This window comes from Streptomyces oceani (assembly GCF_001751245.1).
Lineage (GTDB): Bacteria > Actinomycetota > Actinomycetes > Streptomycetales > Streptomycetaceae > Streptomyces > Streptomyces oceani.
On sequence record NZ_LJGU01000131.1, the window covers coordinates 117,476 to 141,720 of the forward strand.

The window sequence follows — 24,245 nt, forward strand, 5'->3', positions numbered from 1 at the left end:
CGGGCGGTTCCGCGCCCGCGCGACGCGGCCGTCCCGCGACGTCCCCGACCCACCCGGCGGGCAAGGTGCCGCTGCCGGCCGGCCAGCCCCGGGAGTGGTACGAGACGCACAATCGCCGCCTGAAGGCCATGCGGCTGGCCATAGCGCTGCTCGACTCCGGGGTGTACACCCCGGAGCGGGCCACCGACCGACGCATACACAGCGTCGCCGCACGGATCGGCGTGCACCCGCCGTCCCGTACGACCTGCCGGGTGGTGCGGGCGCTGCTGCCGGCGGCGAGTCCGCGCTGACGGACATTAGCGCACGCTGACCGAGACCGGTCGTGCGCTGTCCATGCCGTCGCTCGCTCCGTCGCCCTGCCCACTGTGGCGGGGCGGCGGAGCGTCGGGTCAACCGAGCGCGGCCACCCGCTCCCGGTAGCCACGCACCGGTGCCGCGTCCCGGTAGGGCTCCAACCGGCGCTCGAAGTCCCGGACGTACTCCAGGGCCCGCGCCGAACGCATCTCCGCCGCCTGCTGGGCCGCTTCCGCACCGAGCGCGCACGCCTGCTCCACCTCGCCCAGCCCCAACCGGGCGCTCGCGAGCACGACGCGGCAGAAGAGCCGACTGCGGGCGTAGCCGGCCCCGCGCAGTTGCAGGGAGCGTTCAGCGTGCAGTGCCGCGGCGCGATACTGCTGCAGGTCGCGATGGCAGTGTCCGAACTCGTCGGCCAACTGGGCCTCGTCGAAGAAGCGCGCCCAGGAGGGCACCTCCTCCCCCGGTCGTGCCGCCTCCAGTGCCCGCTCCGCGCGGGACAGCGAGGTCGTGCAGGCCCGCACCTCGCCCAACAGCCCGTGCCCGCGCGCCTCGGCGGCGTGCAACAGCGCCTGCACCACCGGCGCCACCGTGCCCCCGACGCCCTGTTGCGCCACCCTGGCCAGCTGCACCGCCTCCCGGCCGTGCCCGAGATACACCGCCTGCCGGCTCATGGTCACCAGGACGTAGCTGCCGTACGCCCGGTCCCCCGCCGCCTGTGCCAGCCGCAGCGACTGCACGAAGTAGCGTTGCGCGAGACCGTGCGCCGCGATGTCGTACGACGTCCAACCGGCCAGCCGGGTCAGGTCGGCGACCGCGCCGAACAGTGCCCGGCCCGTCTGCTCGTCGTAGACACCACGCAGCAGGGGCTCGGCCTCGTGCTCCAGATAACGCACCAGGGCCTGCCGGGCATGGCCACCGCCGTAGGCGTGGTCGAGGGCGCGGAAGAGGTCACCGACCGAGCGCAGCGCCGCGACGTCCCCGGCGCCCACCCGGTGGCCCGGGCCGCGCTCCAACTGGTCCAGCAGCCGCTCCGGAAGCTGCTCGGCCGGCTGTCGCGGGCCACCCGGTGACGGGGTCGCCAGGCCGTCCGCGCCCGCTGGCCGGCCGTGCTCCTCCGGCGACGTTCCCGGGGCGTCCGAGCGCTGCCCGCCGTCACGCGCGCCCTTGCGCGCTTCCGGGTCGCCGGCCCCGTCCACCGTACGACCGGCCGGGCCGCGCACCTGCGCCGGCACCCGCAGCGGCCCGCCCGCGCTCCCGCGGGCCCCGTCCTCCGTACGACCCGCGGCGCCGCTGTCCGTACGACCGGCGGCACCACCGTCCGTACGACCCGCCGTACGCGCCCCGGCCGGACCGGTGGCACCCGCGGGCGTCCCTGGGTTCCCCGAGCCCGCCGAGGCGCCCCCGACATCCGGCTTACGGGCCACCCGCTCGTCGGTCCGCCCGATCAGCCAGTCCCGGCTCGGCACCACCAGCCCGGCCGGGGTGAAGGCGATCCGGCGGAGTTCCGCGTGGCTGCCGGAGTCCTTGCGCCACAGGCCGCTCACGATCTCCACGGCCTCCGTCGGTGTGGCCGCGAACTCCAGCCCGGCGTAGACGGGCGTGCACGCGTCCAGGCCGAGATCCTGCGCGGTCAGGCGCCGTCCCAGCCGTCGGGTGAAGACCTCGGCGATCAGGGCGGGGGTCGTGCCGCGCGGCTGCTGCCCCCGCAGCCAGCGGGTCACGGAGGTCTTGTCGTACCGCAGGTCGAGGCCGTGCTCCAGACCCAGTTGGTCCACCCGGCGGGCGAGACCGGCATGCGAGAAGCCGGCCTCGGTGATCAGTGCTGCGAGCTGGCGGTTGGGTGTGCGCTGCTGAGCAGGTCCCCCGGCGTGGTCCGTCGTCATCGGAGTTTTCGGTCTCCCTCACACGGCTTGCGGCAGACGCCGGAGCGCCCTGGGACAACGGCGTGAATGTAACGGCCGACCGCGTGCCACTCGCCGGCTGTGGCACGTATTCATCCTTACGTGTGAGCGGCTGACCTGCTACGCGGGAGTAGCCGGTCTCCCGTGGGCGCTTCCGCCGGTACCCGTAGAGTTGGCACGGTGTTCCGGTCCCGGGGTCACGGCATGCGGAGGACGCCGGGGCCGTCGAGTGACCGGCCCACCGGGGCACCAGCACGCGAGACGATCTGAAGGAGTGGTCATGGGGGCTCCCCCGCGGACTGTCCGTACCAGCGAGCTGAGCTGCGTGACCCTGGGCATCGGCGAGCGGGCGGTGGAGTACGTCGCCGCCTGGGAGGAGCAGCGACGGGTGCACACGGCCCGGTTCGCGGACGAGGTCCCGGACACCTGCCTGCTCTTGGAGCACCAGCCGGTGTACACCGCCGGGCGTCGCACCGAGGACAGCGAGCGTCCGCTGGACGGCACCCCGGTCGTCGACGTGGACCGGGGCGGCAAGATCACCTGGCACGGCCCGGGCCAACTGGTCGGCTATCCCATCCTGAAGCTGCCCCGCCCGGTCGACGTGGTCGCGCACGTGCGCCGGCTCGAGGAGGCGCTGATCGGCGTGTGCGCGGAGTTCGGACTGGAGACCACCCGGATCGAGGGCCGCAGCGGCGTGTGGGTGCTCGGTGATCCCGTACGCCAGCAGACCGCCACCGGCGGCCTCGACCTGGACTTCGATCCGCGGCTGACCGACGACGAGTTCGACGCGCGGCTGCGCGGCCCGGAGTACGCCCCCTCGAACGCCGGTCAGCGCGGCGAGGACCGGAAGCTGGTGAACATCGGCATCCGGGTCGCCAAGGGCGTCACCATGCACGGTTTCGCGCTGAACTGCGACAGCGACAACACCTCGTACGACCGGATCGTGCCCTGTGGCATCCGGGACGCGGGAGTCACCTCGCTGTCCACGGAGCTGGGGCGGAATGTCTCGGTCGCCGAGGCGCTTCCCGTGGTGGAGAAACACCTGCGCGCGGTCCTGGCGGCGGCGGAGCCGATGCCCCGGGCCGACTGAGCCCTACAAGCACAGGCGTAGGCTGGTAGACGCCGTGGAATCGAAAGTAACCGAGGGAGCTTGACGTGTCCGGTGCCGCACCCGACGGGCAGTCGATGCCGAAGCCCGATGGCCGGAAGCTGCTCCGGCTCGAGGTCCGTAACAGTGAGACCCCCATCGAGCGCAAGCCCGAGTGGATCAAGACCCGGGCGAAGATGGGACCGGAGTACAACGCCCTGCAGTCACTGGTCAAGCGCGAGGGCCTGCACACGGTCTGCCAGGAGGCGGGCTGCCCCAACATCTTCGAGTGCTGGGAGGACCGGGAGGCCACCTTCCTCATCGGCGGCGAACAGTGCACCCGGCGCTGCGACTTCTGCCAGATCGACACCGGTCGACCGGCCGAGCTGGACCGCGACGAGCCCCGCCGGGTCGCCGACTCCGTCCGGCAGATGGAGCTGCGGTACGCCACCATCACGGGCGTGGCCCGCGACGACCTCCCGGACGGCGGCGCCTGGCTGTACGCGGAGACCGTACGGCAGATCCACGCGGCCATGCCGGACACCGGGGTCGAGCTGCTGATCCCGGACTTCAACGCGGTGCCGGAGCAGTTGGCGGAGGTCTTCTCCGCGCGGCCGGAGGTCCTGGCGCACAACGTCGAGACGGTGCCGAGGATCTTCAAGCGCATCCGGCCCGCCTTCCGCTACGAGCGCTCGCTGGAGGTGCTCACCCGCGCCCGCGAGGACGGGCTGGTCACCAAGTCCAACCTCATCCTCGGCATGGGCGAGACCCGGGAGGAGGTCAGCGAGGCGCTGCGGGACCTGCACGAGGCGGGCTGCGAGTTGATCACCATCACGCAGTACCTGCGACCCTCCGCGCGGCACCACCCCGTGGAGCGCTGGGTGAAGCCGCAGGAGTTCGTGGAACTGCAGCAGGAGGCCGAGGAGATCGGTTACGCCGGGGTCATGTCCGGCCCGCTGGTGCGCTCCTCGTACCGCGCCGGGCGGCTGTACAAGCAGGCGGTCGAGGCGCGTGAGGTGCGGGCCGCCTGACGTCCGTCCGCGGGGGGACGAAGGACTGGCCGGGGTCGGCCGGGTGAGTCGTGGATGGCACGGCGTCGGCCGGTGCCGTCCCGGCTTGCCCCTCGGAATCTCGACTGGTAATACCATTCTGTGACGTTGTGGTCACGTTTCGCTACTCTTGATCGCCGCTCGCTCCCGACGCGATCGCTGTTCCGAAGGAGAGCACCACATGCGAACGACGTTGCGCACGCTCGAGGGTCTGCTGCTGAGCGGGGGCCACCGGACCGCGCGCCGCAACGCCTGGACCGCGGTGCTCGCGGACCGGCGGCGGGCGACGGCCCGGGCGCAGGCCCAGCAGATGCTGGACTCCGGGGGCGCCGGGCCGACCGGGGTCGCCGGTCCGACGCCGGAGGTCGTACGGACCGGGGGGCACCGCCAGGCCACCTGAGCCGGCCCTGCGAGCCCGGACGCCCCGCACGCCCCCGTACGACCGCTAACCAGCCGCGGGGGCCCGGAACCGGTCCCACACCCGGTGTCCCGTGAGCAGGTCCCTGACCTGCTCGAAGGCGGCCTGCGCGGAGTCGTGGACGACCACGCCGGCGGCGTCCGGCGGACATCCCGCGGCCCGCAGCAGCTCCGCGCCGCCACCCCAACAGCCCAGCGGCTTGGCGTGGCTGTACGCCTCGGCGAGCAGCGGCAGCAGCCGCGGATCGGCGTCGAGGTCGGTGCCGCGCTGCACGGCCTTCGCGTCACGCGCTCCGTACGCGTCCGCGGCCCGGTCGGGCACGCCCGCCACCAGGAGGGCGTCGAACTCCACGGAGCGGGCGTTGGCGAACGTCCGCTGCACGACGACCGGTTCGGCGCTCGTGGCACCCAACCGCCCGCCGTGCGGGGCGATGACCAGCGGCACCATGCCCTGCTCGTGGATGCTGGCCCGCAAAGCGCCGACGGACCGCAGGTCGCTGTTCTCGTCCGCGATCACGCCGATGACCCGGCCGGTGGTGGGCCAGCTGTGGCCGAGCTGGGACAGCGCGGGGCTGGGCTCCACCTCCGGGAGTTCGCCGCTGGCCTCCGGCGCGGGCAGGCCCAGTCCGGCGGCCACCTGGGCGCACAGTTGGGCGTCGATGTCGGCGAGCACCCGCAGGTTGCGTTCCTTGACGGTGTTCTCGTAGCACTTGCTGAGTTCGAAGGTGTAGGCGGCGATGAGGTGTTCGCGCTCCACCGGCGTCATGCTCAGCCAGAACCGGCGGGGCTGACTGAAGTGGTCGTCGAAGGCCGCCGGTGCNCATCCCGCGGCCCGCAGCAGCTCCGCGCCGCCACCCCAACAGCCCAGCGGCTTGGCGTGGCTGTACGCCTCGGCGAGCAGCGGCAGCAGCCGCGGATCGGCGTCGAGGTCGGTGCCGCGCTGCACGGCCTTCGCGTCACGCGCTCCGTACGCGTCCGCGGCCCGGTCGGGCACGCCCGCCACCAGGAGGGCGTCGAACTCCACGGAGCGGGCGTTGGCGAACGTCCGCTGCACGACGACCGGTTCGGCGCTCGTGGCACCCAACCGCCCGCCGTGCGGGGCGATGACCAGCGGCACCATGCCCTGCTCGTGGATGCTGGCCCGCAAAGCGCCGACGGACCGCAGGTCGCTGTTCTCGTCCGCGATCACGCCGATGACCCGGCCGGTGGTGGGCCAGCTGTGGCCGAGCTGGGACAGCGCGGGGCTGGGCTCCACCTCCGGGAGTTCGCCGCTGGCCTCCGGCGCGGGCAGGCCCAGTCCGGCGGCCACCTGGGCGCACAGTTGGGCGTCGATGTCGGCGAGCACCCGCAGGTTGCGTTCCTTGACGGTGTTCTCGTAGCACTTGCTGAGTTCGAAGGTGTAGGCGGCGATGAGGTGTTCGCGCTCCACCGGCGTCATGCTCAGCCAGAACCGGCGGGGCTGACTGAAGTGGTCGTCGAAGGCCGCCGGTGCCTCCCGTACCTTCGCGCTCTCCGGCACCCGGACAGGCGTCTCGACGTAACCCCCCTGACCCGGGCCGGCGAGGAACGGGCAGCCGCCGTCCAGGGAGTTGGGGTGGTAGGGCGCGACCCCGGTGTGCACGGCCGTCTGGTGCATGCCGTCCCGCAGCATGTCGTTGACGGGCGCGTGCGTGCGGTTGACCGGTAGCTGGGCGAAGTTCGGCCCGCCCAGCCGGCTGATCTGGGTGTCCAGGTACGAGAAGAGCCGGCCGGCGAGCAGTGGGTCGTCGGTGAGGTCGATGCCCGGCACGAGGTGCCCGGGGTGGAAGGCGACCTGTTCGGTCTCCGCGAAGAAGTTGGACGGATTCGCGTTCAGCGTCAGCACCCCGATGGGCTGGACCGGCGCCAGCTCCTCGGGAACGATCTTGGTCGGGTCGAGCAGGTCGATGTCGGCGAAGGTCTGTTCCGGGGTGTCCGGAAAGGTCTGGATGCCCAGCTCCCACTCCGGGTAGGCGCCGCTCTCGATCGCGTCGGCGAGGTCGCGCCGGTGGAAGTCCGGGTCCATACCGTTGATCAGCTGGGCCTCCTCCCAGAGGAGCGAGTGCACGCCCGCCTTCGGCTTCCAGTGGAACTTCACCAGCGTGGTGCCGCCGTGCGCGTCGACCATGCGGAAGGTGTGGACACCGAAGCCCTCCATCATCCGGAAGGAGCGCGGGATGCCCCGGTCGGACATGTTCCACATCGTGTGGTGGGTGGCCTCGGTATGGAGCGAGACGAAGTCCCAGAAGGTGTCGTGCGCGCTCTGCGCCTGCGGGATCTCCCGGTCCGGGTGCGGCTTGCCGGCGTGGATGATGTCCGGGAACTTGATCGCGTCCTGGATGAAGAACACCGGGATGTTGTTCCCGACCAGGTCGAAGGTGCCCTCCGAGGTGTAGAACTTCGTCGCGAAGCCGCGGGTGTCCCGCACAGTGTCCGCGGAGCCGCGGGAGCCGAGCACCGTGGAGAAGCGTACGAACACGGGCGTCTCGACGTCCTTGCCCAGGAAGGCGGCCCTGGTCACCGAGGCCGCGGTCCCGTAGCCGCGGAACGTCCCGTGCGCCGCGGCGCCCCGCGCGTGCACCACCCGCTCCGGGATGCGCTCGTGGTCGAAATGCATGATCTTCTCACGCAGATGGTGGTCCTGCAGCAGGACCGGACCACGCTCCCCCGCCTTGAGGGAGTGGTCGGTGTCCGGCAGCCGCAGCCCCTGCGCAGTGGTCAGGTGCGCGTCCGTCTGCGCCCGCGCGTCCCTGTCAGCCGCGGTGCGCCGGCCGGTCGGCGAGTACGCCTCGGGGCGGGTCTGGTCGGACTTCGGCGCCAACGGCGGCCGGGGCGCGGCGGGCTCCTCCAGCTCCGGCCGCTCGGGACTTGGACGGCCCGGGATCTGCGGGTTCTCGTCCGGGACGTGGGTCGCGTCTTCCACCGCTCCTCCAGCAACATGCGTACGGTCGAGCTTGCTCGGTTCGCCTCCGACGTACGGGCCCGGCATCGGCTCCGGCGCGGACGCACGCCGCGGAAGCACGCCGGCGTACGGCACGGGGCAGAGCGCGACGATCACGACCGCACAGCCGTGCACCGCGACCCCCGGAGGCTCAGCAGGTGTAACCCCATCCCAGCGGCGCGAAACACCCGCGACGGTCAGCCGGGCGGACCCGGGCGCGCCTCGAGCACCCCGTCGTCCCGGACGCGCGTCTCGAAGACCGGCTGCGGGGCGGTGGCCGGCCCGGCGATGTTCCAGCCGTCGGCCAGCCGGAACACGCTGCCGTGCCAGGGGCAGGTGACGCAGCCGTCCGCGATCTCACCGTCCGCCAACGGTCCGGCCTGGTGACTGCACTGCTCGGCCAGCACCCGCACCTCGCCGTCGCCCTCCCGCAGTACGAACAACGGCACCGCGCCGAGCTGGACCCGTACGGGCTCGCCCGCCGGGAAGTCCGCCAGCGGACCGAGTTCCCGCCAGTCCGCGCCGGCCAGATGCCGTACGGGCTCCGCCTTGTTGCCACCGACCGCCTGCCGGTAGGCCAGATGCCCGCCGAGCACGCCGCCCGCCGAAGCGGCCGTCAGCCCGGCGAATCCCAGGGCCCGCCCCCGTACCCCCCGGCCACGCAACCGTGCCGCCAGCGAGCCGGCGTACAGCCCCACCGCCACGGTGTTCGCCAGCGCGTGTACCAGACCGGTGCGTTGCTGCTCCGGATGCTGCTCCGCCCAGTCCACCCAGCCGGCCAAAGCCGCCGGTCCGGCCGCCAGCACGCCGAGGGCGACCAACGCCGCGCTGTCGCGCCGCGCGCCGGGGAACAGGTCCAGTACGGCCGCCGAGGTCCAGGAGCCGATCGGCACCTGGACCAGCACAGGATGCAACGGATGGCCGAGCCACCGCCCACGCAGTACGTCCCGGTACGCCCCGAGCGGCAACCGCCGGATGCCCCGCCGCAGCGAGGCGTTGACCCCGTCCAGCGTCTCCAGCCGGGCCAGCCTGTCCAGCGGGCCGGCGAGCGGGACGCGCGCCAACGCGTCCGGCAGCCCGCGCGCCTGCGGGTGGCCGGCCGGGGCGCTTCTCGTGTCCGAACTCCACACCATGAACCGCCGGTTACCACGGACAGCGGCGCCCAAACGCCCCGGTTGTCCCGCCTCCTCACGGTTGTACGCACCTCGCCCGATGCCCGCACCCGTGCCGTACGGGCCTGGTGCTGGCCTCGTACGGGCGGGAGAAACGGCGACCCGAGGGACACGTAAACTTGCTCCCATGGCGAGGAAGGAAACAGATTCCGAGAATCCGGGGCGGCTCAAGCAGATCGCCCTGACGTACAAGATGACCCGGCGCGCGGACCGGATGATCGGCTGGATCCTGGCCGGCGTGGGGCTTGTGACCTTCGGTGCTGTCCTCGCGATCGGCTTCTGGCTGGGATACCCGATCTATCTGGGCATCCTGGGGTTCCTGCTGGCCTTCCTCGCGATGGCGATCGTCTTCGGGCGGCGTGCGGAGCGGGCGGCCTTCGGGCAGATGGAGGGGCAACCGGGGGCCGCGGCCGCCGTACTGGACAACATCGGCCGGGGGTGGAACGTCACGCCGGCCGTGGCGATGAACCGGAACCAGGACGTGGTGCACCGCGCCGTGGGCAAGGCGGGCATCGTGCTGGTAGCCGAGGGCAGTCCGAACCGAGCGCGGTCCCTGCTCGCGTCCGAGAAGAAACGGATGTCACGACTCGTCTCGGACGTACCGGTGCACGATCTGATCGTGGGCGACGACGAGGGCCAGGTCCCGCTGAAGAAACTGCGTACGAGGATCATGAAGCTTCCCCGGACGCTGTCCGGGGGCCAGGTGACCCAGGTAAACGACCGGCTGCGGGCGATGGGCGACCTGATGAGCAACATGCCGATGCCGAAGGGACCGATGCCGAAGGGCATGCGGATGCCGAAGGGCCAGGGCGGTCGCTGAGGAGCGCCTCTCCGTCGCACGGTGCTCGGTGCCCGGCGCCCGGTGCTCGGTGCGCGTACGCGGCGACGCGTCGCGAGTGCCGGGCACGACAGGGCGGCGGGCGACGGGGCAGGTACGCGCCGGAGCGGACCCGTACGACCGCACGACGAGCCGGGACTCGGCCGGGGGTGGTCAGCTCCGGACCTGCACCGCTCCGGAGAACTGGTCGTGCAGTCCGCGGCCGTCCCGGTCCCACACCAGCGCGGGGATGGCCAGGCCGAGCAGGGCCGTACGCACCAGGACCCGCCAGGCGACCAGGCGGCCCAGTCCGTCCAGGGCGACCACGCGCAGCCCGAGAAGCCGCTTGCCGGGGGTACTGCCGACGGTGCCCACCGTGAGCAGGCTCATGATCAGGAACACCGCCAGGGCCCAGGTGTTCGTCGCGCTCAGGTCCCTGCCGGACAGCAGCCCGTACGCGATGAGGGCGGCCATGGCCCAGTCGATGAAGATGGCTCCGAAGCGGCGACCGACCGAGGCGACGGAGCCCGGGCCCTCTTCAGGCAGGCCGAGCCGCTCGCCGCGGTAACCGAAGTCCGCGCCCATGTCCTCGGCCGTGGCACGCGGGCCGGAGAGCCACGACCCGATCGCTTCCCTTTTGTCCACGCGCCTCACCGTACCGTGCGGGCGGTTCGCGTACGGACACGGCCCGGCGCTCCGACGAGCGCACATGGCCGTACACCGTGTCTGGCCGCACCGGGAGGCGGCGCGAGGGAGGGATCACATACCAGCAACCAGCCCCGCTGGTTAACATCAGCGAAACAAATGGGTCATGCTTGAGAAATGCCCCCTGCTTATGGTCGGAGGGCAGCGCAGCTCGTACGGGTGCGTTCCGAGGCAGCAAGGCCCGTCCCCTGGGGGCGGGAGTAGGAGGAGTGGATGTTCGAGAACGCCGACGAGGCCCAGCGTTTCATCGTGGACAACGACGTGAAGTTCGTTGATGTCCGTTTCTGCGACCTGCCGGGCATCATGCAGCACTTCACGATTCCCGCCGAGACCTTCGACCCGACGGAGAGCCTGATGTTCGACGGCTCCTCGATCCGCGGGTTCCAGGCCATCCACGAGTCCGACATGGCACTCGTGCCGGACCTCTCCACGGCCCGGCTGGACGACTTCCGCAAGGACAGCACGCTCAACCTCAACTTCTTCATCCACGACCCCATCACCGGCGAGCAGTACAGCCGTGACCCGCGGAACGTCGCGAAGAAGGCCGAGGCGTACCTCACCTCCTCCGGTATCGCGGACACCGCCTTCTTCGGCCCCGAGGCGGAGTTCTACGTCTTCGACGACGTGCGCTTCGAGACCAAGGCGAACGCCGGTTACTACCACATCGACTCCGAGGCCGGCGCCTGGAACACCGGCACCATCGAGGACGGCGGCAACCGCGGCTACAAGGTCCGCTACAAGGGCGGCTACTTCCCCGCGCCGCCCGTCGACCACTTCGCCGACCTGCGCGCCGAGATCTCCCTGGTACTGGCCCGCAACGGCCTCCAGGTCGAGCGCCAGCACCACGAGGTGGGCACCGCAGGGCAGGCCGAGATCAACTACAAGTTCAACACGCTGCTCGCCGCCGCCGACGACCTGATGCTCTTCAAGTACATCGTGAAGAACGTCGTGTGGCGCAACGGCAAGACGGCCACCTTCATGCCGAAGCCGATCTTCGGGGACAACGGCTCGGGCATGCACGTGCACCAGTCCCTGTGGAGCGACGGCACGCCCCTCTTCCACGACGAGCAGGGCTACGCCGGACTGTCGGACACCGCCCGCTACTACATCGGCGGCATCCTCAAGCACGCACCGTCCCTGCTGGCCTTCACCAACCCGACCGTAAACTCGTACCACCGGCTGGTGCCGGGCTTCGAGGCGCCGGTCAACATGGTGTACTCGCAGCGGAACCGGTCGGCCGCGATGCGCATCCCGATCACCGGGCCGAACCCGAAGGCCAAGCGCGTCGAGTTCCGTGCGCCGGATCCCTCCTCGAACCCGTATCTCGCCTTCTCAGCGCTGCTGATGGCCGGGCTCGACGGGGTGAGGAACAAGATCGAGCCGGCCGAGCCGATCGACAAGGACCTCTATGAACTCGCCCCCGAGGAGCACGCGGACGTCCCGCAGGTGCCCACCTCGCTGCCGGCCGTACTGGACGCGTTGGAGGACGACAACGAGTACCTCCAGTCGGGCGGGGTCTTCACCGAGGACCTGATCGAGACCTGGATCGACTACAAGCGCACGAACGAGATCGCGCCGATGCAACTGCGCCCGCACCCGCACGAGTTCGAGCTGTACTTCGACATCTAGAAGCTGCGGGTCAGAGCACTATCTCGCTGACCTGGGCCGCACGGGCCGTGGGCCGTGTCTTCCACGCTCGGAAGGCACGGCCCACGGCCCGCTTCGGTGTGCGGTCGTCTGACCGCGTCCAGGGCCGTCCCCTCGTCCGAGGCGAACCCGGCATCGATGGCCCGCCTGGCGCGGTCTCGGCTGTTCGGCGTCAGAGGCGTGTACGTCCACAGCATGATCAGCATCGATCTCTTCCCAGTGGCACAACCGCCCAACTTCACGGCCTTGTGCTGTGGGCAGCCACCAATGGGGGAAGGCTCACGGCCTCTGATCTCTCGCCCCATGGCAGCTCCAGCCAAACCGCTCCATCGACCTTGCGTCCCCGGTCACGTCTCGCCAGGCTGGACCTCATGGGTACCAAGGTCAACTTCGATGACATGCTCGACAGCTTCGCGGACCACTGGTCGCCGAAGCTCGCGGGGCGACTCAACGACTACGAGATCAAGCTCGTCAAGGTTCAAGGTGAGTTCGTCTGGCACACGCACGAGGACACCGACGAAGTGTTCATCGTGCTCAGCGGCGAGTTGACCATCCAGTTGCGTGACGGTGACGTCGTTCTCGGACCACACGAGATGTTCACAGTGCCGCGTGGCGTCGAGCACTGCCCCAAGGCGGAGGAGGAAGTCAGCGCTCTCCTGATCGAACCTCGCGGCGTGGTCAACACCGGCGACGCGGGAGGCGAACTGACCGCGACCGTGGAGTCGTTGATCGACTAGAACGGCTGGGCGTCCGTGTCGTGTCAGGGCACTCGACGGCGCCAGACGACGCCAGCGGCCGACCGCTGACCGCGGGTCACATGGTCGGCCGCTGTTGGATCTCCAGGCCAGGAAGACGCCGTATCCCTTCGTCGACATCTCGTAGTCGGCTTCTCCGACCTGAGGCTCAGGGTCTGTCCGAGGGATCCTGTGACCGATGGCGGCTGGGCTCGTTGTCCTGGCAGTGGGGCGAGCGATCCGACGAACGACGAATGCGCCCGGCTGTTTCCGCATCTGCCAGCGGTCGGCGGGCGATGCGGGCGGTGGAACAGTCACCGACGGATGATCAGATGGTGCTCACCGACCTGTGAGGCGATCCCCGTCCTCCACCTGCTTGGGAGAAGACGCATGACGGATGCGAGCACCGGAGAAGTGGTGGTGAACAGGGTGATGTCCCTGGACGGGTTCATCGCCGGTCCCGGCCACACCATGGACTGGATCTTCGAGCACATGACGTCGGCGACGTTCCCGGAGGTCATGGCGGCCACGGGCGCCATGCTCATCGGCCGGGGCACGTACGAGGTCGGAAAGCGCATGTCCGACGAGAACCCCGAGTACGACGGCGGGGCGCAGTTCGTCCTCACCCACCGCCCGCCCGACGAGCCGGACCCCCACGTCACCTTCCTCACCTGCGACATCGAGGAGGCCGTGGCCACGGCGTGCCGCGCCGCCGGTGGCAGGAACCTGGAGATCCTCGGCGCCGACGTGGCTGCCCAGTGCCTGCGGCGCGGCCTCGTCGACGAGATCCTGGTGTACGTGCTGCCGGTGCTGCTCGGCGACGGCGTCCGCTTCGCACCGCCGGGCCTCGACCGGATCGACCTGGAGCCGCTCAGCAACATCCAGTCGGGCGGAGTCACCATGCTGCGCTTCCACGTGCGCAGGTAGCGACCTGGTGTCGCTCTGGGCCATTGCCCGCGGAGGACGTGTTCAGCGTCTTGAGCGGACGAGGGCCTTTTCCGCACTCGTATGCACCGGATGTGCGCCGGACGACGGGATCCACGGCGTGCCGTTCCAGCCCCAACTCCTGTACCTCACCCACGGTCCGCCAGTACAGCGGCCAAGTGGCCAGCAATCGTCGGGACCGTAGGCAGCGTCAAGACCCGGACCGTCAACGCCGCTGCGCTAGACAGCCACGGCTGGCACCGTTCCGCCAGTGCGGACAACCCGGTGTCGGTGGAGAGCTGCCCCGGGATCGCGGGTCCGGTCTGCGGAGTCGCGCCGTTGTGCGTCCGTGACGTCACCCCCAACGAGGACACCGCCGTCATCCATGGCGCCCGCGCGAGAAGTTCGCCCACGGACTTCGGGTCGGTCCATTCACTCCGGGTGACCGATGTGACATGCTCATGCTCCCCCACACCGGAAGGGACATCCTCATGCGACGAAGAACGTTCTTCGGTGCTGTCGCACTCACCACCGGCGGCGCCGCTCTCGCCCCGGGCCTCGCACACGCGGCGGCCGGCCCGGCCGGCCGGCCCGACAACGGCGTCTCGCCGGTCCCGCCAAAGCCCGCCCACCCCAGAGGCGTTCAGGTTGCCACCGAGGTGGTCACCGGTGCGCGCGGCGAGTTCCCCACACTGCGCACCAAAAGGGTGGACACCAAGGTCGAGAAGGTCGTCTCCGTCGACTACCAGGTCCAGGAGACCGGCTACTGGTGCGGCCCGGCCGCGACCCGGATCGCGCTCTCGGCCCGCGTCGCCGCCCCCAGCCAGGCCACCCTGGCAGCGGAACTCGGCACCCACACCGGCGGAACCGACCACATCAGCCAGGTCACGACAGTGCTGAACGCGCGGATCGACTCCGGCACGTACTACACGTACGAGATGCCCAACGACCCGCCCACGCAGGAACAGTCGGACCAACTCTGGTCCCGCGTCGTCGACAACATCGACCACACCCACACGGTCGTCACCAACATCGTCGCGCCTCCCGGCAACCAGCCTCCCGGTTATCCGCCGGACCAGACGATCTACCACTACTTCACCGTCATCGGGTACAACTCCGACAACAGCACCGTGTGCATCGCCGACCCAGCCTCCTTCAACGGCTGGCAGATCTACTGGCTGAGCTTCTCCCAGCTCGCGAGCCTCGTCCCCCCGAAGGGCTACGCCGCCTGATCCACCCGCGAGCAGATCGTGGCGCCGCCGCCGGCAGCCGCAGCAACTGCGCCAACTCGCCGGCGGCGGCGCGAACTCGCGCGGCAGCGGCCCCGGGCGACGAAGAGGCAGCCCCGCAGCAGTCCCGTCAGTCGGGCCGGCTGCGACCCGGTCGCTCGTACGGCCCGCCGCAGTCGGCGACGTCAGCTGGCAGTGGCGGGCTCTCCCCGGCCGGCGGGGCGGGCGGACCTACCTCGACGTCCTGCTCCAACCGGCGGATCTCCCGATGCAGGTGCGAACTGCGGCGCTGGCGGTCCTGGGGCGTGGGCGGCGGGCTGGACGTGATGGTCCTGGTCGCGACTCGTTTCAGCGCGTGCGCGGGCAGGACGATCGGCCACAGGAACCCACCCAGGCACGAGGCGTTGGCGGTGGACGGCTGCTCGATCTCCTCGAAGTGTTCGACCGGGTCTCCTTCCGGGTCCCGGTGTTCTTCCTTCTCGATCAGCTTACGGCGTTGGCTGGCGTACAGCATCCGGCCACACAGCAGCCCCAGCGCCAGGTACCCGGCCAACCCCACACATATCTGCCAGATCAATGTCATTGGTGCACCTCGGCCCCTTCTACGGGGAGGCCCGGACGTGTTGGCGGATACGCGAGCGGAGCGGTGTCCCGGTGTCGTATCGCTGTGACGGGCGGGCTCGGGACCGTTGGAGGGCGGGTTCCCAGAGTGCCGTGCCTCAACCGAGTGCGAACGCCCATGTTCCGGCCAGCGGACGCCCACCCCCTTCCACTTGAGCGCGCCCGCCGATGCGGCATGGGCGGGGTGCGCTCCGGCCGCGCACGGCAGGTGACCTGGTGGCCAAGTGACCGGATCATCCGATGATTTGATGGCGGTGAGACGGATCACGTGGCCGGTTCGCCCTTCGCGACCCGGCCGTGACGGACAGGCACTAGGCTCCTGATCCTCCAGCTACTGACCGGGGGGCAGATGGAAGCGCTACGGCACGATGATCCGGAGCAGCTCGGTGGTTACCATCCGATCGGGCGAATCGACCTGACGGACAGCGCGGTTCCCGTACCCGTACGCCGCTTCATCGCTCGCGCCCCGGGAGGTGAACAGACCGTTCTCCTCAGCCTTCCCAGAGCCGAGTTCGACCAGGACGACGGATACGCGCGGCGCTTCGCGGCGGAGGCCGAGCAGATGCGGCGGCTGCGCGGCGGCGGTCACGGCGGCGTGCTGGAGTGGGTCGTACAGGCCCACGGGGCCGTGAACGGTCAACCGCCGTGGTACGTCTCGGCGTACGCACCCGCCCTGCCACTGCCAACGGCAGTGGCAGGGCACCATGGGCACTGCGGACTCGGCGAACGTACGGTGCGTGCGCTCGGGCTGGCCTTGGCCCACACCCTCGCGACCCTGCACGAGCAGGGCTTCGTACACGCCGGAGTGGCTCCCGGAACAGTCCTGCTGGGCACGGACGGGCCACGACTCACCGGCTTCGGCAGCGTACGTGCCGCCGCCCCGGCCGACCCCAACCTAGCGGTCGTGCCCGGGATGTCCCGGACGGCGCTGGCACCGGAACAGCTCTCCGGCGGCCAACCACGCCCGCCGGGTGACGTGTTCGGGCTGGGGGCGGTACTGGCGTACGCGGCGACAGGCCAACAGCCCCCTGGCTCGGGGCTGGAGGCACACCCCGACACCAACCGATTGTCTCCGGCCCTGAGCGAGGTGATCGGCTCCTGTCTGTCCACCGACCCCTCAGCGAGGCCGCCCGCAGTCGCCGTACGCCACGCGTTGACGGCCGCTGGTCGCAGCCAACCGACCGCACAGCCCGTGCCGGTCTCGTCAGGTGAAGCGCCCGCGTCACCGCCCGCCACGGTGGTGGACGGCGAGGCCCTGCCCGCCGGCGCCACCGCCTCCTTCGGTGGCGGTGGCGCTGCGGGCAACGGTCACGGCTGGTCACCCGGCTGGTTGTCCGGCCGTGTGGTCGCCGCGCTCGCTCGGCAGTCCGCCGACGCGTTGGCCGCGCGCGGCCCGTGACGTCCCCACCTTCGCCCACGCGCCCACGTCCCATCCCCAGACGCCCCTCGCCCGTGCCTCTCCCGCACCGTGGACTGACAACCCGATGCCACCTTCTGAGACACCACCCGCCACGCTCGGATTCCCCCTCGCCTACGACGATCCCATGGCCCTCGGTCCTTTCCGCCTGGTCGCGAGGCTGGGTGGCGGAGGCATGGGCACCGTCTATCTCGGCCGGGACGCCGGCGGCCGTACGGTAGCGCTCAAGACCATGCACGCACGGATCGCCACCGACCCGGAGTTTCGCCTACGTTTCCGTCTGGAGACGGACGCGGCACGGGTCATCGGAGGACAGCACGGAGCGGAGGTCGTCGACGCCGATCCGCTCGCGCCCACCCCGTGGCTGGCGACCGAGTACGTGCTCGGTCCGCCCCTGGACGAGGCCGTCGAACGGTGCGGGCCGCTGCCGGAGCGGTCCGTACGCGCCCTGGGTGCCGCGCTGTGCGGGGCGTTGGGGCAGTTGCACAGCTCGGACGTGGTGCACCGGGACCTGAAGCCGTCCAACATCCTGCTGACCGCCTTCGGACCGAAGGTCATCGATTTCGGGATCGCCCGGGCGATCGGCGACGAGCGACTTACCCGTACGGGTACGGCCGCGGGAACGCCCGCCTACATGTCACCGGAACAGGCCACCGGCGGCGAGCACACCGCCGCCGGCGACGTGTTCGCGCTCGCCGGGGTGCTGGTCCACGCACTGTCCGGGCACGGGCCGTTCGGCGGCGGGCAGGCCGCCGACCTGCTCTACCGGGTGCGCTACGGCGAGCCGGACCTGTCCGGCGTGCCGGAGTCCCTGCATCCGGTGCTACGGCGGTGTCTGCTCAAGGAGCCGCAGCACCGCCCGGACACCACACGGTTGGGCGCATGGCTACACGACGGGCACGGCGAGTTCGCCGATCAACTGCCCGAGTGCGTACTGACCCTGATCGCGTGGCGGGCCGGCGCCGTGTGGCGGATCAGTCCGCGACGGGAACCGGCTCCGCCGGGCACTTCGCATCCGGACTCCACGGGCCGCGGCCCGCTCGCCGGCCCGGGTGCGGACCCGCCGTACTCCCTGGGAAGCGCCGACACCCGAGACGCGCACTCTCCCAAGTCCGGGCCACCTCGGCACTCACGCCGACGGGTGCTGACGATGCTGAGCGGCGCCGCGCTGAGTGTGAGCGCGATCGCGGCCGGTGGCGCGTGGGCGTGGTCCCGGTTCGGCGAGGACGGCTCCCCGGGCGAGGGCCCCGGCCACGGTCCCGGGGGCAGGCCGAACGTCGCCTGGGAAGCCGCGACGCTCAGCGAGAACGAGGGCTACGACCTGCCGCCGATCGCGGCGTCGGGTCTGGTCCTCTGCATGGACGAGAAGGGGTTGGTGGCCCTGGACGCGGCAACGGGAAAGCGCCGTTGGGACGATCCGGAACTCCACGCCAAGCGGATCAGCACCGACGGAGAGCGTGTTTGCGCCATCCTGCCGGAGCCCGGCGGGCCCCGGCCGACGGACCCCCGGGAGAAGGAGAGCGCCGGTGGCGACGCCGGGGAGGGACTGACGCTGTACGAGCTCGACCCGCTCTCCGGCGCCCGGCGACGATTGCTCGGCGGTCTCCCCGACTTCGACGGTCGGGACATCACGCGGGATGACGAGGGCACCATCCCCGCCGCTCCCACCGTCCAACCACTGCGCACCCACGGGGACCTGCTCTACCTGGCTGCCAGGAAGCGCGAGTCTAACCTCGCGCGGGAGGAGATCAGCCGCGGCTGGTATCTGGTCGCCTTCGATCTGCGCGCGGGTCGCGAACTGTGGCGTGAACCCCTCGCGGACTACCTGTTCGCGGGCCGCAGTGCGCAGGCCAGCGCGTACGTCGTCACACACCGCGGAGAACACGTGATGCTGACTCGCTCGGCTGAGGGCGAGTCGGAGAGGGAACTCTGGTTGGTGACGCTCGCGCGGAAGGCCCGTACCGGCGGGAAGCAGTGGGACACGAGAGTGCGGCTCGGCGTCTCCGACAGTCTCGGCACCTCGCTCGCGCCGATCCCCGCCGACAACGACCGCCTGTACTTCGCCTCCCGGCAGGTGACCGCGCGGCGCCTCACGGACGGCGGGGAGGACTGGTCGTACGTCAGCTCCCGAACCGGTCAGGAGGAGACGGACGACAACGGCTTTCCGGTGGCCCGCTACGGCCCTCCGGCACTGCGGGACGGCGTGGTGTACGCGGTGGAGCGCGGGCGGGGGCTCGTCGCCCTGGACGCCTCCGACGGCCGACTGTTGTGGCGCGAGAAGGGGTCGCCGGCCGAGGGCCTGCGTCACTCACTGGGCTGCGCGCCACTGGTGGGTGAGAAGTACGTCCACGTGGTGCTGGAGGACAACCGGCAGCGGACCGACCTCAGCGCCGTCAGCCGCGAAACGCACCGCTCCGAGTGGACGTTCACCCGCGGGGGCCCGGACGGGGTCGGTAGCCGGCTCGTCGCCGACGAGGAAGCCGGCCGCATCATCGGCACCACCACCCTGGGCACCTTCGCCATCCCGCTGGAGTGACCCCGGCATACGGACGGCGGAACGCCGACACCGCACCAGGCCGCACGGCGACGGCACCCGCATCGCGACGACATCACGAGAGGTATCCGATGGACCCCCTTGGCTACGGCGATCCGCTCCGGCTCGGCCCCTTCCGCGTGCTCGGGGTACTCGGCGAGGGCGGGATGGGGAAGGTCTACCTCGGCCGCGACAACGCCGGCCGCACGGCGGCCGTGAAGGTGCTCCGCCCGGAACTCTCCCATCACACGCAGATGTCGCGGCGCTTCGTACGGGAGGCGGAGGCGGCCCAGGCCGTACGGAGCGAGGGCGTGGCACGGGTGCTGATGGCACGGACCGAGGCCGGACGACCGTTCATCGCCACGGAGTTCCTCGCCGGCCCGACGCTCGACTCGGCGGTCGGCCGGCACGGCGCGCTACGGGAACCGTACGTACGCGCGCTCGGCGCGGCGCTCGCCCGTACCCTCGGCGACATCCACGCGGCAGGACTGGTGCACCGGGACCTGAAGCCGTCCAACATCGTGTTGACCTCGACCGGGCCACGCGTCATCGACTTCGGCATCGCCCGGCCCGAGCACGGACTCACCCTGACCACCACCGGGCAGGCACCCGTCACCCCGGGCTACGGCGCTCCGGAACAGGTACTCGGACAGCGCACCGGCCCGCCCGGGGACGTCTTCGCGTTGGGCGCGGTGCTCGTGTACGCGGCGACCGGGGCTGCCGCGTACTCCGCCGGACACGTGGCAGCCGTGCAGTACGAGGTGGTGCACGGCCAGCCCCGACTGGACGGTTTGCCGGCCGGCCTACGGCAGTTGATCGAACCGTGCCTGAGCAAGGACCCGGCGCTGCGCCCGTCACCGGCGCGGATCAGCTCAGCCATGGCTCCCGCGCCCGGTGCGGAGGAGCTGTGGAGGCGAGGCCCGGTGGCCGCGGACATCGACGCCTCCGAGGCACGCGTACGCCAGTGGGCGACCTTCCCGGGCCGGAGCGCCCACACCGACGGGGACACCACTGGTGGCATGGGGCGGACCACCGGGGGGACGCTGGGCAGGCCGTCCCGCAGGCGGCTGATCACCGGACTGGCGGCCGGCGGAGTCGTGCTCACCGCGGGTGGCGGCGCCTGGTGGACGACGACGCGTGACGAGGATACGCCGGCACGCGAACACCCCTGGGACGCGGAACCGCTCGCCGAGGGCGACTACCAGCGGGGGAAGGCGCCCGCTCCACTGTGGGGCCCGAAGGAGACTCCCGAGGGCAGCGGCGGCGGCCTGCTGACGATCAAGGACATGGTGATCCAGGACAGCGCCCAACCTGATCTGATCGGCTACGCGGTCACCGACGGGAAACGGCGGTGGACGGCCAAGAGCGTGGGACACCGGGCGCTGTACTCCGGGTCGGTCGACCTGATCCTGGCCAGGGACATCGACAACCTCTACGGGATCTCACCCAGGACCGGGCGCCGGAAATGGAAGGAGCCCGTGGGCATCGTCACCGAACTGGCGGTGGACGGCGACACATACCTCTACCACGACATCGCGGCGCACCACTCCGATCCCGGCGAGGTGGTGGCGCTGCGCGTCACCCGAGCGGGGTCGAGGGAGGTGTGGCGCAAGCGGATGCCGTTCTCCCCAGACGCGGACGACATCGAGGCCGCCGCCGGCCAAGGCCGCCTCGTGCTCACGGACCCGAGGTACGGCGCCATCGTGCTGGACACCTCGGACGGCAGCGAGGTCTGGAAGCTGCCCAAGTCGGCCAGCCCGAGCGGTCCGTACGTCGACGGTGGCACCGTCTATCTCGGCGGCCCGACGCTGCGCTCTTTCCGCTTGGATGACGGCGAGCCCGGATGGACCCGGAAGGCCGCGACAAACAGCGGGCTGTCGGTCGGGGCCGTCGACGACGATCGCCTCTACGTCGTGAGCGGCAGCGAGCTGCGCTGCCACGGCCGGGAGGACGGCGAGGAGAAGTGGGTCGGTCGGATGACGTACGCGATCGAGGGGGAACCCGCCGTCGCCGGCAACACCGTGTGGGTCTCGTCCGAGCGGTCTTCGGAGGGGGTCCGGGCCTTCAGCCTGGAGGACGGCGAGGTGCTGTGGACCTGGCGCGGGACGGGCGGGAGCGAGCAGGACGGGGGCGAGCGGGGGACGGAGGCTCTCGGCGGTGTCACGCTGGCGGGGGCCGGCAACCGAGTCTTCGCCCTGGGCGGTGGCAGGATCACGGCGCTTCCGGTCATCTGAGCCTGCCCGGGTTCCGTCCCCCGTCCCGCCCTGCTGTCAGCCGATTCGAGCGGAATTCGAGCGGAGTTCGAGCAGAGGTGAGCAGAAGCCGGGCCGACCCGAAGCCGGTCTGGTGCGGGGGTACGAGGCGCGGCGAGCGTCGCCGGGCGGGCCGAGCCGGGGGCTGGCTCCGCGTAAGCCACTCCGACGGGATATCTTGATATCGAGACGACGTTAGACGTGAGCGGAGTAGCGGTGACTGACTCGACCATCATCTACACGCAGACCGACGAGGCCCCGGCCCTCGCGACCTATTCGTTCCTGCCGGTGGTCAAGGCGTATGCCTCGACCGCCGGGGTGGCCGTGGAGAGCCGCGACATCTCGCTGGCGGGCCGGATCATCGCCGGCTTCCCGGAGCGTCTGGAGGAGGGCCAGCGCGTCGAGGACGCCCTGGCTCGGCTGGGTGAGCTGGCCCAGCAGCCGGAAGCCAACATCATCAAGCTGCCGAACATCTCCGCGTCCATCCCGCAGCTGAAGGCGGCCATCGCGGAGCTTCGGCAGCACGGCTACGCCCTGCCGGACTACCCGGACGAGCCGAGGACGGACGAGGAGCGGGACGTACGCGCCCGTTACGACAAGGTCAAGGGCAGCGCCGTGAACCCGGTGCTGCGCGAGGGCAACTCCGACCGCCGTGCGCCGGCCTCGGTGAAGAAGTACGCCAGGGCGAACCCGCACCGGATGGGCGCCTGGTCGGCGGACTCGAAGACGAACGTCGCCACCATGAGCGGTGACGACTTCCGCAGCACCGAGAAGTCCGTGATCGTACGCGAGGACGGCGCGTTGCGTATCGAACTGTCCGGGGACGACGGCAGCACCACCGTGCTGCGGGAGTCGGTGCCGGTGCGGGCGGGCGAGGTCGTGGACGCGGCGGTGCTGCGGGTGGGGGCGCTGCGCGAGTTCCTCACCGCGCAGGTCGCCCGCGCGAAGGCGGAGGGCGTGCTGTTCTCCGTGCACCTCAAGGCGACCATGATGAAGGTCTCCGACCCGATCATCTTCGGACACGTGGTCCGCGCGTTCTTCCCGAAGACCTTCGCGGAGTACGGCGACGTGCTCGCGAAGGCCGGCCTGACCCCGAACGACGGGCTCGGCGGCATCTACACCGGACTCGAGTCGCTGCCGGAGGGCGCCAAGATCAAGGCGTCCTTCGACGCGGAACTCGACGAGGGCCCGGGCCTGGCCATGGTCGACTCGCACAAGGGCATCTCCAACCTGCACGTGCCCAGCGACGTGATCGTCGACGCCTCCATGCCGGCGATGATCCGCACCTCCGGCCACATGTGGAACAAGGACGACCAGGAGGACGACACCCTCGCGGTCATCCCGGACAGCAGCTACGCCGGCATCTACCAGGTGGTGATCGACGACTGCCGAGCCAACGGCGCGTACGACCCGGCCACCATGGGCTCGGTGCCGAACGTCGGGCTGATGGCGCAGAAGGCCGAGGAGTACGGCAGCCACGACAAGACCTTCGAGATCCCGACCACCGGCACGGTCCGCGTACTCGACGCCGACGGCGACGCCGTGCTGGAGCAGGCCGTCAGTGCCGGCGACATCTTCCGGATGTGCCAGACCAAGGACGTGCCGATCCAGGACTGGGTCAAGCTGGCGGTCACCCGTGCCCGCGCGACCGGCGATCCGGCGGTCTTCTGGCTCGACGAGAGCCGGGCGCACGACGCGAACCTGATCACGAAGGTCCGGGCGTACCTCGCGGAGCACGACACCGACGGGCTGCGGATCGAGATCATGGCCCCCACCGAGGCCATGGCCTTCTCCCTGGAGCGCATCCGCCGAGGCGAGAACACCATCTCGGTCACCGGCAACGTCCTGCGTGACTACCTCACCGACCTGTTCCCGATCCTGGAGCTGGGCACCAGCGCCAAGATGCTCTCGGTCGTCCCGCTGATCAACGGCGGCGGACTGTTCGAGACGGGCGCGGGCGGCTCGGCCCCGAAGCACGTGCAGCAGCTCGTCAAGGAGAACTACCTGCGCTGGGACAGCCTCGGCGAGTTCCTCGCGCTGGCGGTCAGCTTCGAGCACCTGGCGCAACGTACGGGCAACGGCCGCGCGCAGGTGCTGGCCGACACCCTGGACCGGGCGACCGGGACGTTCCTCACGGAGAACAAGTCGCCGAGCCGGAAGCTGGGCAGCATCGACAACCGGGGCAGCCACTTCTACCTGGCGCTGTACTGGGCACAGGAGTTGGCGCGGCAGACCGAGGACCCGAAACTGGCGGAGGCGTTCGGGCCGCTGGCCAGCACGCTGACCGAGCAGGAGTCGACCATCGTCGAGGAACTGCTCGCCGTGCAGGGCTCGCCGACCGACATCGGCGGCTACTACCAGCCGGACGACGCCAAGGCCGGCGCCGTCATGAGGCCGTCGAAGACCCTCAACGACGCGCTGGCGACCCTCGGCTGAGAGCCCCCGGGTGCCGCTGGGCACCCGCGACCGACGCCCACCGGCCGC

18 protein-coding genes and 1 pseudogene are annotated in these 24,245 nt (G+C 70.9%); 13 read left to right on the forward strand and 6 right to left on the reverse strand.

All coding sequences use genetic code 11. The annotated features are described in order from the left end of the window. Positions 1-65 precede the first annotated feature (65 nt). Positions 66-290 (forward strand): hypothetical protein, encoded by a 225-nt coding sequence (locus AN216_RS16890; RefSeq protein ID WP_070197513.1) that lies wholly within the window; start codon positions 66-68, stop codon positions 288-290. 99 nt (positions 291-389) lie between these two features. On the opposite strand, the gene AN216_RS16895 is transcribed toward AN216_RS16890, so the two are convergent. Continuing rightward, a complete protein-coding gene (locus tag AN216_RS16895; RefSeq protein ID WP_070197515.1) occupies positions 390-2,180 on the reverse strand; it encodes an NsdA family TPR-like regulatory protein in 1,791 nt (596 codons plus the stop codon). A gap of 298 nt (positions 2,181-2,478) precedes the next feature. Between AN216_RS16895 and lipB the strand changes: the two genes are divergently transcribed. The 3 genes from lipB (at position 2,479) to AN216_RS16910 (ending at position 4,734) form a co-directional block, all read left to right on the forward strand. After that, complete coding sequence (lipB, locus tag AN216_RS16900) at positions 2,479-3,288, forward strand: lipoyl(octanoyl) transferase LipB (RefSeq protein ID WP_070197516.1); 810 nt, start codon at positions 2,479-2,481, stop codon at positions 3,286-3,288. 95 nt (positions 3,289-3,383) lie between these two features. Beyond that, positions 3,384-4,316, forward strand: a complete 933-nt coding sequence (lipA, locus tag AN216_RS16905; RefSeq protein WP_070197547.1) for a lipoyl synthase — start codon at positions 3,384-3,386, stop codon at positions 4,314-4,316. 199 nt (positions 4,317-4,515) lie between these two features. Next, complete coding sequence (locus AN216_RS16910) at positions 4,516-4,734, forward strand: hypothetical protein (RefSeq protein ID WP_070197517.1); 219 nt, start codon at positions 4,516-4,518, stop codon at positions 4,732-4,734. Between the two features lie 45 nt (positions 4,735-4,779). Here AN216_RS16910 and AN216_RS30885 read toward each other — a convergent pair whose 3' ends face one another. The 3 genes and pseudogenes from AN216_RS30885 to AN216_RS16920 form a co-directional block, all read right to left on the reverse strand. Next, positions 4,780-5,592: a catalase-related domain-containing protein gene (locus AN216_RS30885; RefSeq protein ID WP_338059258.1), complete on the reverse strand. Its 813-nt coding sequence runs from the start codon at positions 5,590-5,592 to the stop codon at positions 4,780-4,782. Further along, positions 5,575-7,758: pseudogene (locus AN216_RS16915) on the reverse strand (catalase); the annotation flags it as partial. The pseudogene AN216_RS16915 and the gene AN216_RS30885, both read right to left, overlap by 18 nt. 149 nt (positions 7,759-7,907) lie before the next feature. Further along, positions 7,908-8,840: a Rieske (2Fe-2S) protein gene (locus AN216_RS16920; protein WP_070197548.1), complete on the reverse strand. Its 933-nt coding sequence runs from the start codon at positions 8,838-8,840 to the stop codon at positions 7,908-7,910. Positions 8,841-9,009: 169 nt separating this feature from the next. Here AN216_RS16920 and AN216_RS16925 point away from each other — a divergent pair, with 169 nt between their 5' ends. Continuing rightward, the gene (locus tag AN216_RS16925; RefSeq protein WP_070197518.1) at positions 9,010-9,702 is read left to right on the forward strand and encodes a DUF4191 domain-containing protein; all 693 of its coding nucleotides are present in this window, start codon (positions 9,010-9,012) and stop codon (positions 9,700-9,702) included. Between the two features lie 171 nt (positions 9,703-9,873). Here the strand turns inward: AN216_RS16925 and AN216_RS16930 are convergent, their stop codons facing one another. Then, entirely contained in the window at positions 9,874-10,344 is a 471-nt protein-coding gene (locus AN216_RS16930; protein ID WP_070197519.1) for an RDD family protein, read from the reverse strand. A 273-nt stretch (positions 10,345-10,617) separates the two neighbouring features. Between AN216_RS16930 and glnA the strand changes: the two genes are divergently transcribed. From glnA to AN216_RS16950, 4 genes are all read left to right on the forward strand, one after another. After that, a complete protein-coding gene (gene glnA, locus AN216_RS16935) occupies positions 10,618-12,033 on the forward strand; it encodes a type I glutamate--ammonia ligase (protein ID WP_070197520.1) in 1,416 nt (471 codons plus the stop codon). 389 nt (positions 12,034-12,422) lie between these two features. Next, positions 12,423-12,788 carry a cupin domain-containing protein gene (locus AN216_RS16940; RefSeq protein WP_070197521.1) on the forward strand — a complete coding sequence of 122 codons (366 nt, stop codon included), beginning with the start codon at positions 12,423-12,425 and terminating at the stop codon, positions 12,786-12,788. A 387-nt stretch (positions 12,789-13,175) separates the two neighbouring features. After that, complete coding sequence (locus AN216_RS16945) at positions 13,176-13,712, forward strand: dihydrofolate reductase family protein (protein ID WP_070197522.1); 537 nt, start codon at positions 13,176-13,178, stop codon at positions 13,710-13,712. A 488-nt stretch (positions 13,713-14,200) separates the two neighbouring features. Further along, positions 14,201-14,941: a C39 family peptidase gene (locus tag AN216_RS16950; RefSeq protein ID WP_070197549.1), complete on the forward strand. Its 741-nt coding sequence runs from the start codon at positions 14,201-14,203 to the stop codon at positions 14,939-14,941. Between the two features lie 127 nt (positions 14,942-15,068). Here the strand turns inward: AN216_RS16950 and AN216_RS16955 are convergent, their stop codons facing one another. After that, positions 15,069-15,521 carry a hypothetical protein gene (locus tag AN216_RS16955; RefSeq protein ID WP_139140942.1) on the reverse strand — a complete coding sequence of 151 codons (453 nt, stop codon included), beginning with the start codon at positions 15,519-15,521 and terminating at the stop codon, positions 15,069-15,071. 387 nt (positions 15,522-15,908) lie between these two features. Here AN216_RS16955 and AN216_RS16960 point away from each other — a divergent pair, with 387 nt between their 5' ends. The 4 genes from AN216_RS16960 to AN216_RS16975 all read left to right on the forward strand — a co-directional run bounded on the left by AN216_RS16960 (position 15,909) and on the right by AN216_RS16975 (position 24,197). Next, a complete protein-coding gene (locus AN216_RS16960) occupies positions 15,909-16,958 on the forward strand; it encodes a protein kinase domain-containing protein (protein ID WP_070197524.1) in 1,050 nt (349 codons plus the stop codon). An 85-nt stretch (positions 16,959-17,043) separates the two neighbouring features. Continuing rightward, positions 17,044-19,512 carry a protein kinase domain-containing protein gene (locus AN216_RS16965; RefSeq protein WP_170843147.1) on the forward strand — a complete coding sequence of 823 codons (2,469 nt, stop codon included), beginning with the start codon at positions 17,044-17,046 and terminating at the stop codon, positions 19,510-19,512. A gap of 89 nt (positions 19,513-19,601) precedes the next feature. After that, positions 19,602-21,743 carry a protein kinase domain-containing protein gene (locus AN216_RS16970; protein ID WP_070197526.1) on the forward strand — a complete coding sequence of 714 codons (2,142 nt, stop codon included), beginning with the start codon at positions 19,602-19,604 and terminating at the stop codon, positions 21,741-21,743. Between the two features lie 234 nt (positions 21,744-21,977). Next, a complete protein-coding gene (locus tag AN216_RS16975; RefSeq protein ID WP_070197527.1) occupies positions 21,978-24,197 on the forward strand; it encodes an NADP-dependent isocitrate dehydrogenase in 2,220 nt (739 codons plus the stop codon). Positions 24,198-24,245: the final 48 nt, after the last annotated feature.

What these genes read in the sequence shown, in the direction of transcription:
- AN216_RS16895 (WP_070197515.1), bottom strand. Translation starts at nt 2,180, where the DNA reads ATGACGACGGACCACGCCGGGGGACCTGCTCAGCAGCGCACACCCAAC.
- lipA (WP_070197547.1), top strand. Translation starts at nt 3,384, where the DNA reads ATGCCGAAGCCCGATGGCCGGAAGCTGCTCCGGCTCGAGGTCCGTAAC.
- lipB (WP_070197516.1), top strand. Translation starts at nt 2,479, where the DNA reads ATGGGGGCTCCCCCGCGGACTGTCCGTACCAGCGAGCTGAGCTGCGTG.
- glnA (WP_070197520.1), top strand. Translation starts at nt 10,618, where the DNA reads ATGTTCGAGAACGCCGACGAGGCCCAGCGTTTCATCGTGGACAACGAC.
- AN216_RS16910 (WP_070197517.1), top strand. Translation starts at nt 4,516, where the DNA reads ATGCGAACGACGTTGCGCACGCTCGAGGGTCTGCTGCTGAGCGGGGGC.
- AN216_RS16970 (WP_070197526.1), top strand. Translation starts at nt 19,602, where the DNA reads ATGGACCCCCTTGGCTACGGCGATCCGCTCCGGCTCGGCCCCTTCCGC.
- AN216_RS16945 (WP_070197522.1), top strand. Translation starts at nt 13,176, where the DNA reads ATGACGGATGCGAGCACCGGAGAAGTGGTGGTGAACAGGGTGATGTCC.
- AN216_RS16950 (WP_070197549.1), top strand. Translation starts at nt 14,201, where the DNA reads ATGCGACGAAGAACGTTCTTCGGTGCTGTCGCACTCACCACCGGCGGC.
- AN216_RS16940 (WP_070197521.1), top strand. Translation starts at nt 12,423, where the DNA reads ATGGGTACCAAGGTCAACTTCGATGACATGCTCGACAGCTTCGCGGAC.
- AN216_RS16965 (WP_170843147.1), top strand. Translation starts at nt 17,044, where the DNA reads ATGCCACCTTCTGAGACACCACCCGCCACGCTCGGATTCCCCCTCGCC.
- AN216_RS16960 (WP_070197524.1), top strand. Translation starts at nt 15,909, where the DNA reads ATGGAAGCGCTACGGCACGATGATCCGGAGCAGCTCGGTGGTTACCAT.
- AN216_RS16955 (WP_139140942.1), bottom strand. Translation starts at nt 15,521, where the DNA reads ATGACATTGATCTGGCAGATATGTGTGGGGTTGGCCGGGTACCTGGCG.
- AN216_RS16925 (WP_070197518.1), top strand. Translation starts at nt 9,010, where the DNA reads ATGGCGAGGAAGGAAACAGATTCCGAGAATCCGGGGCGGCTCAAGCAG.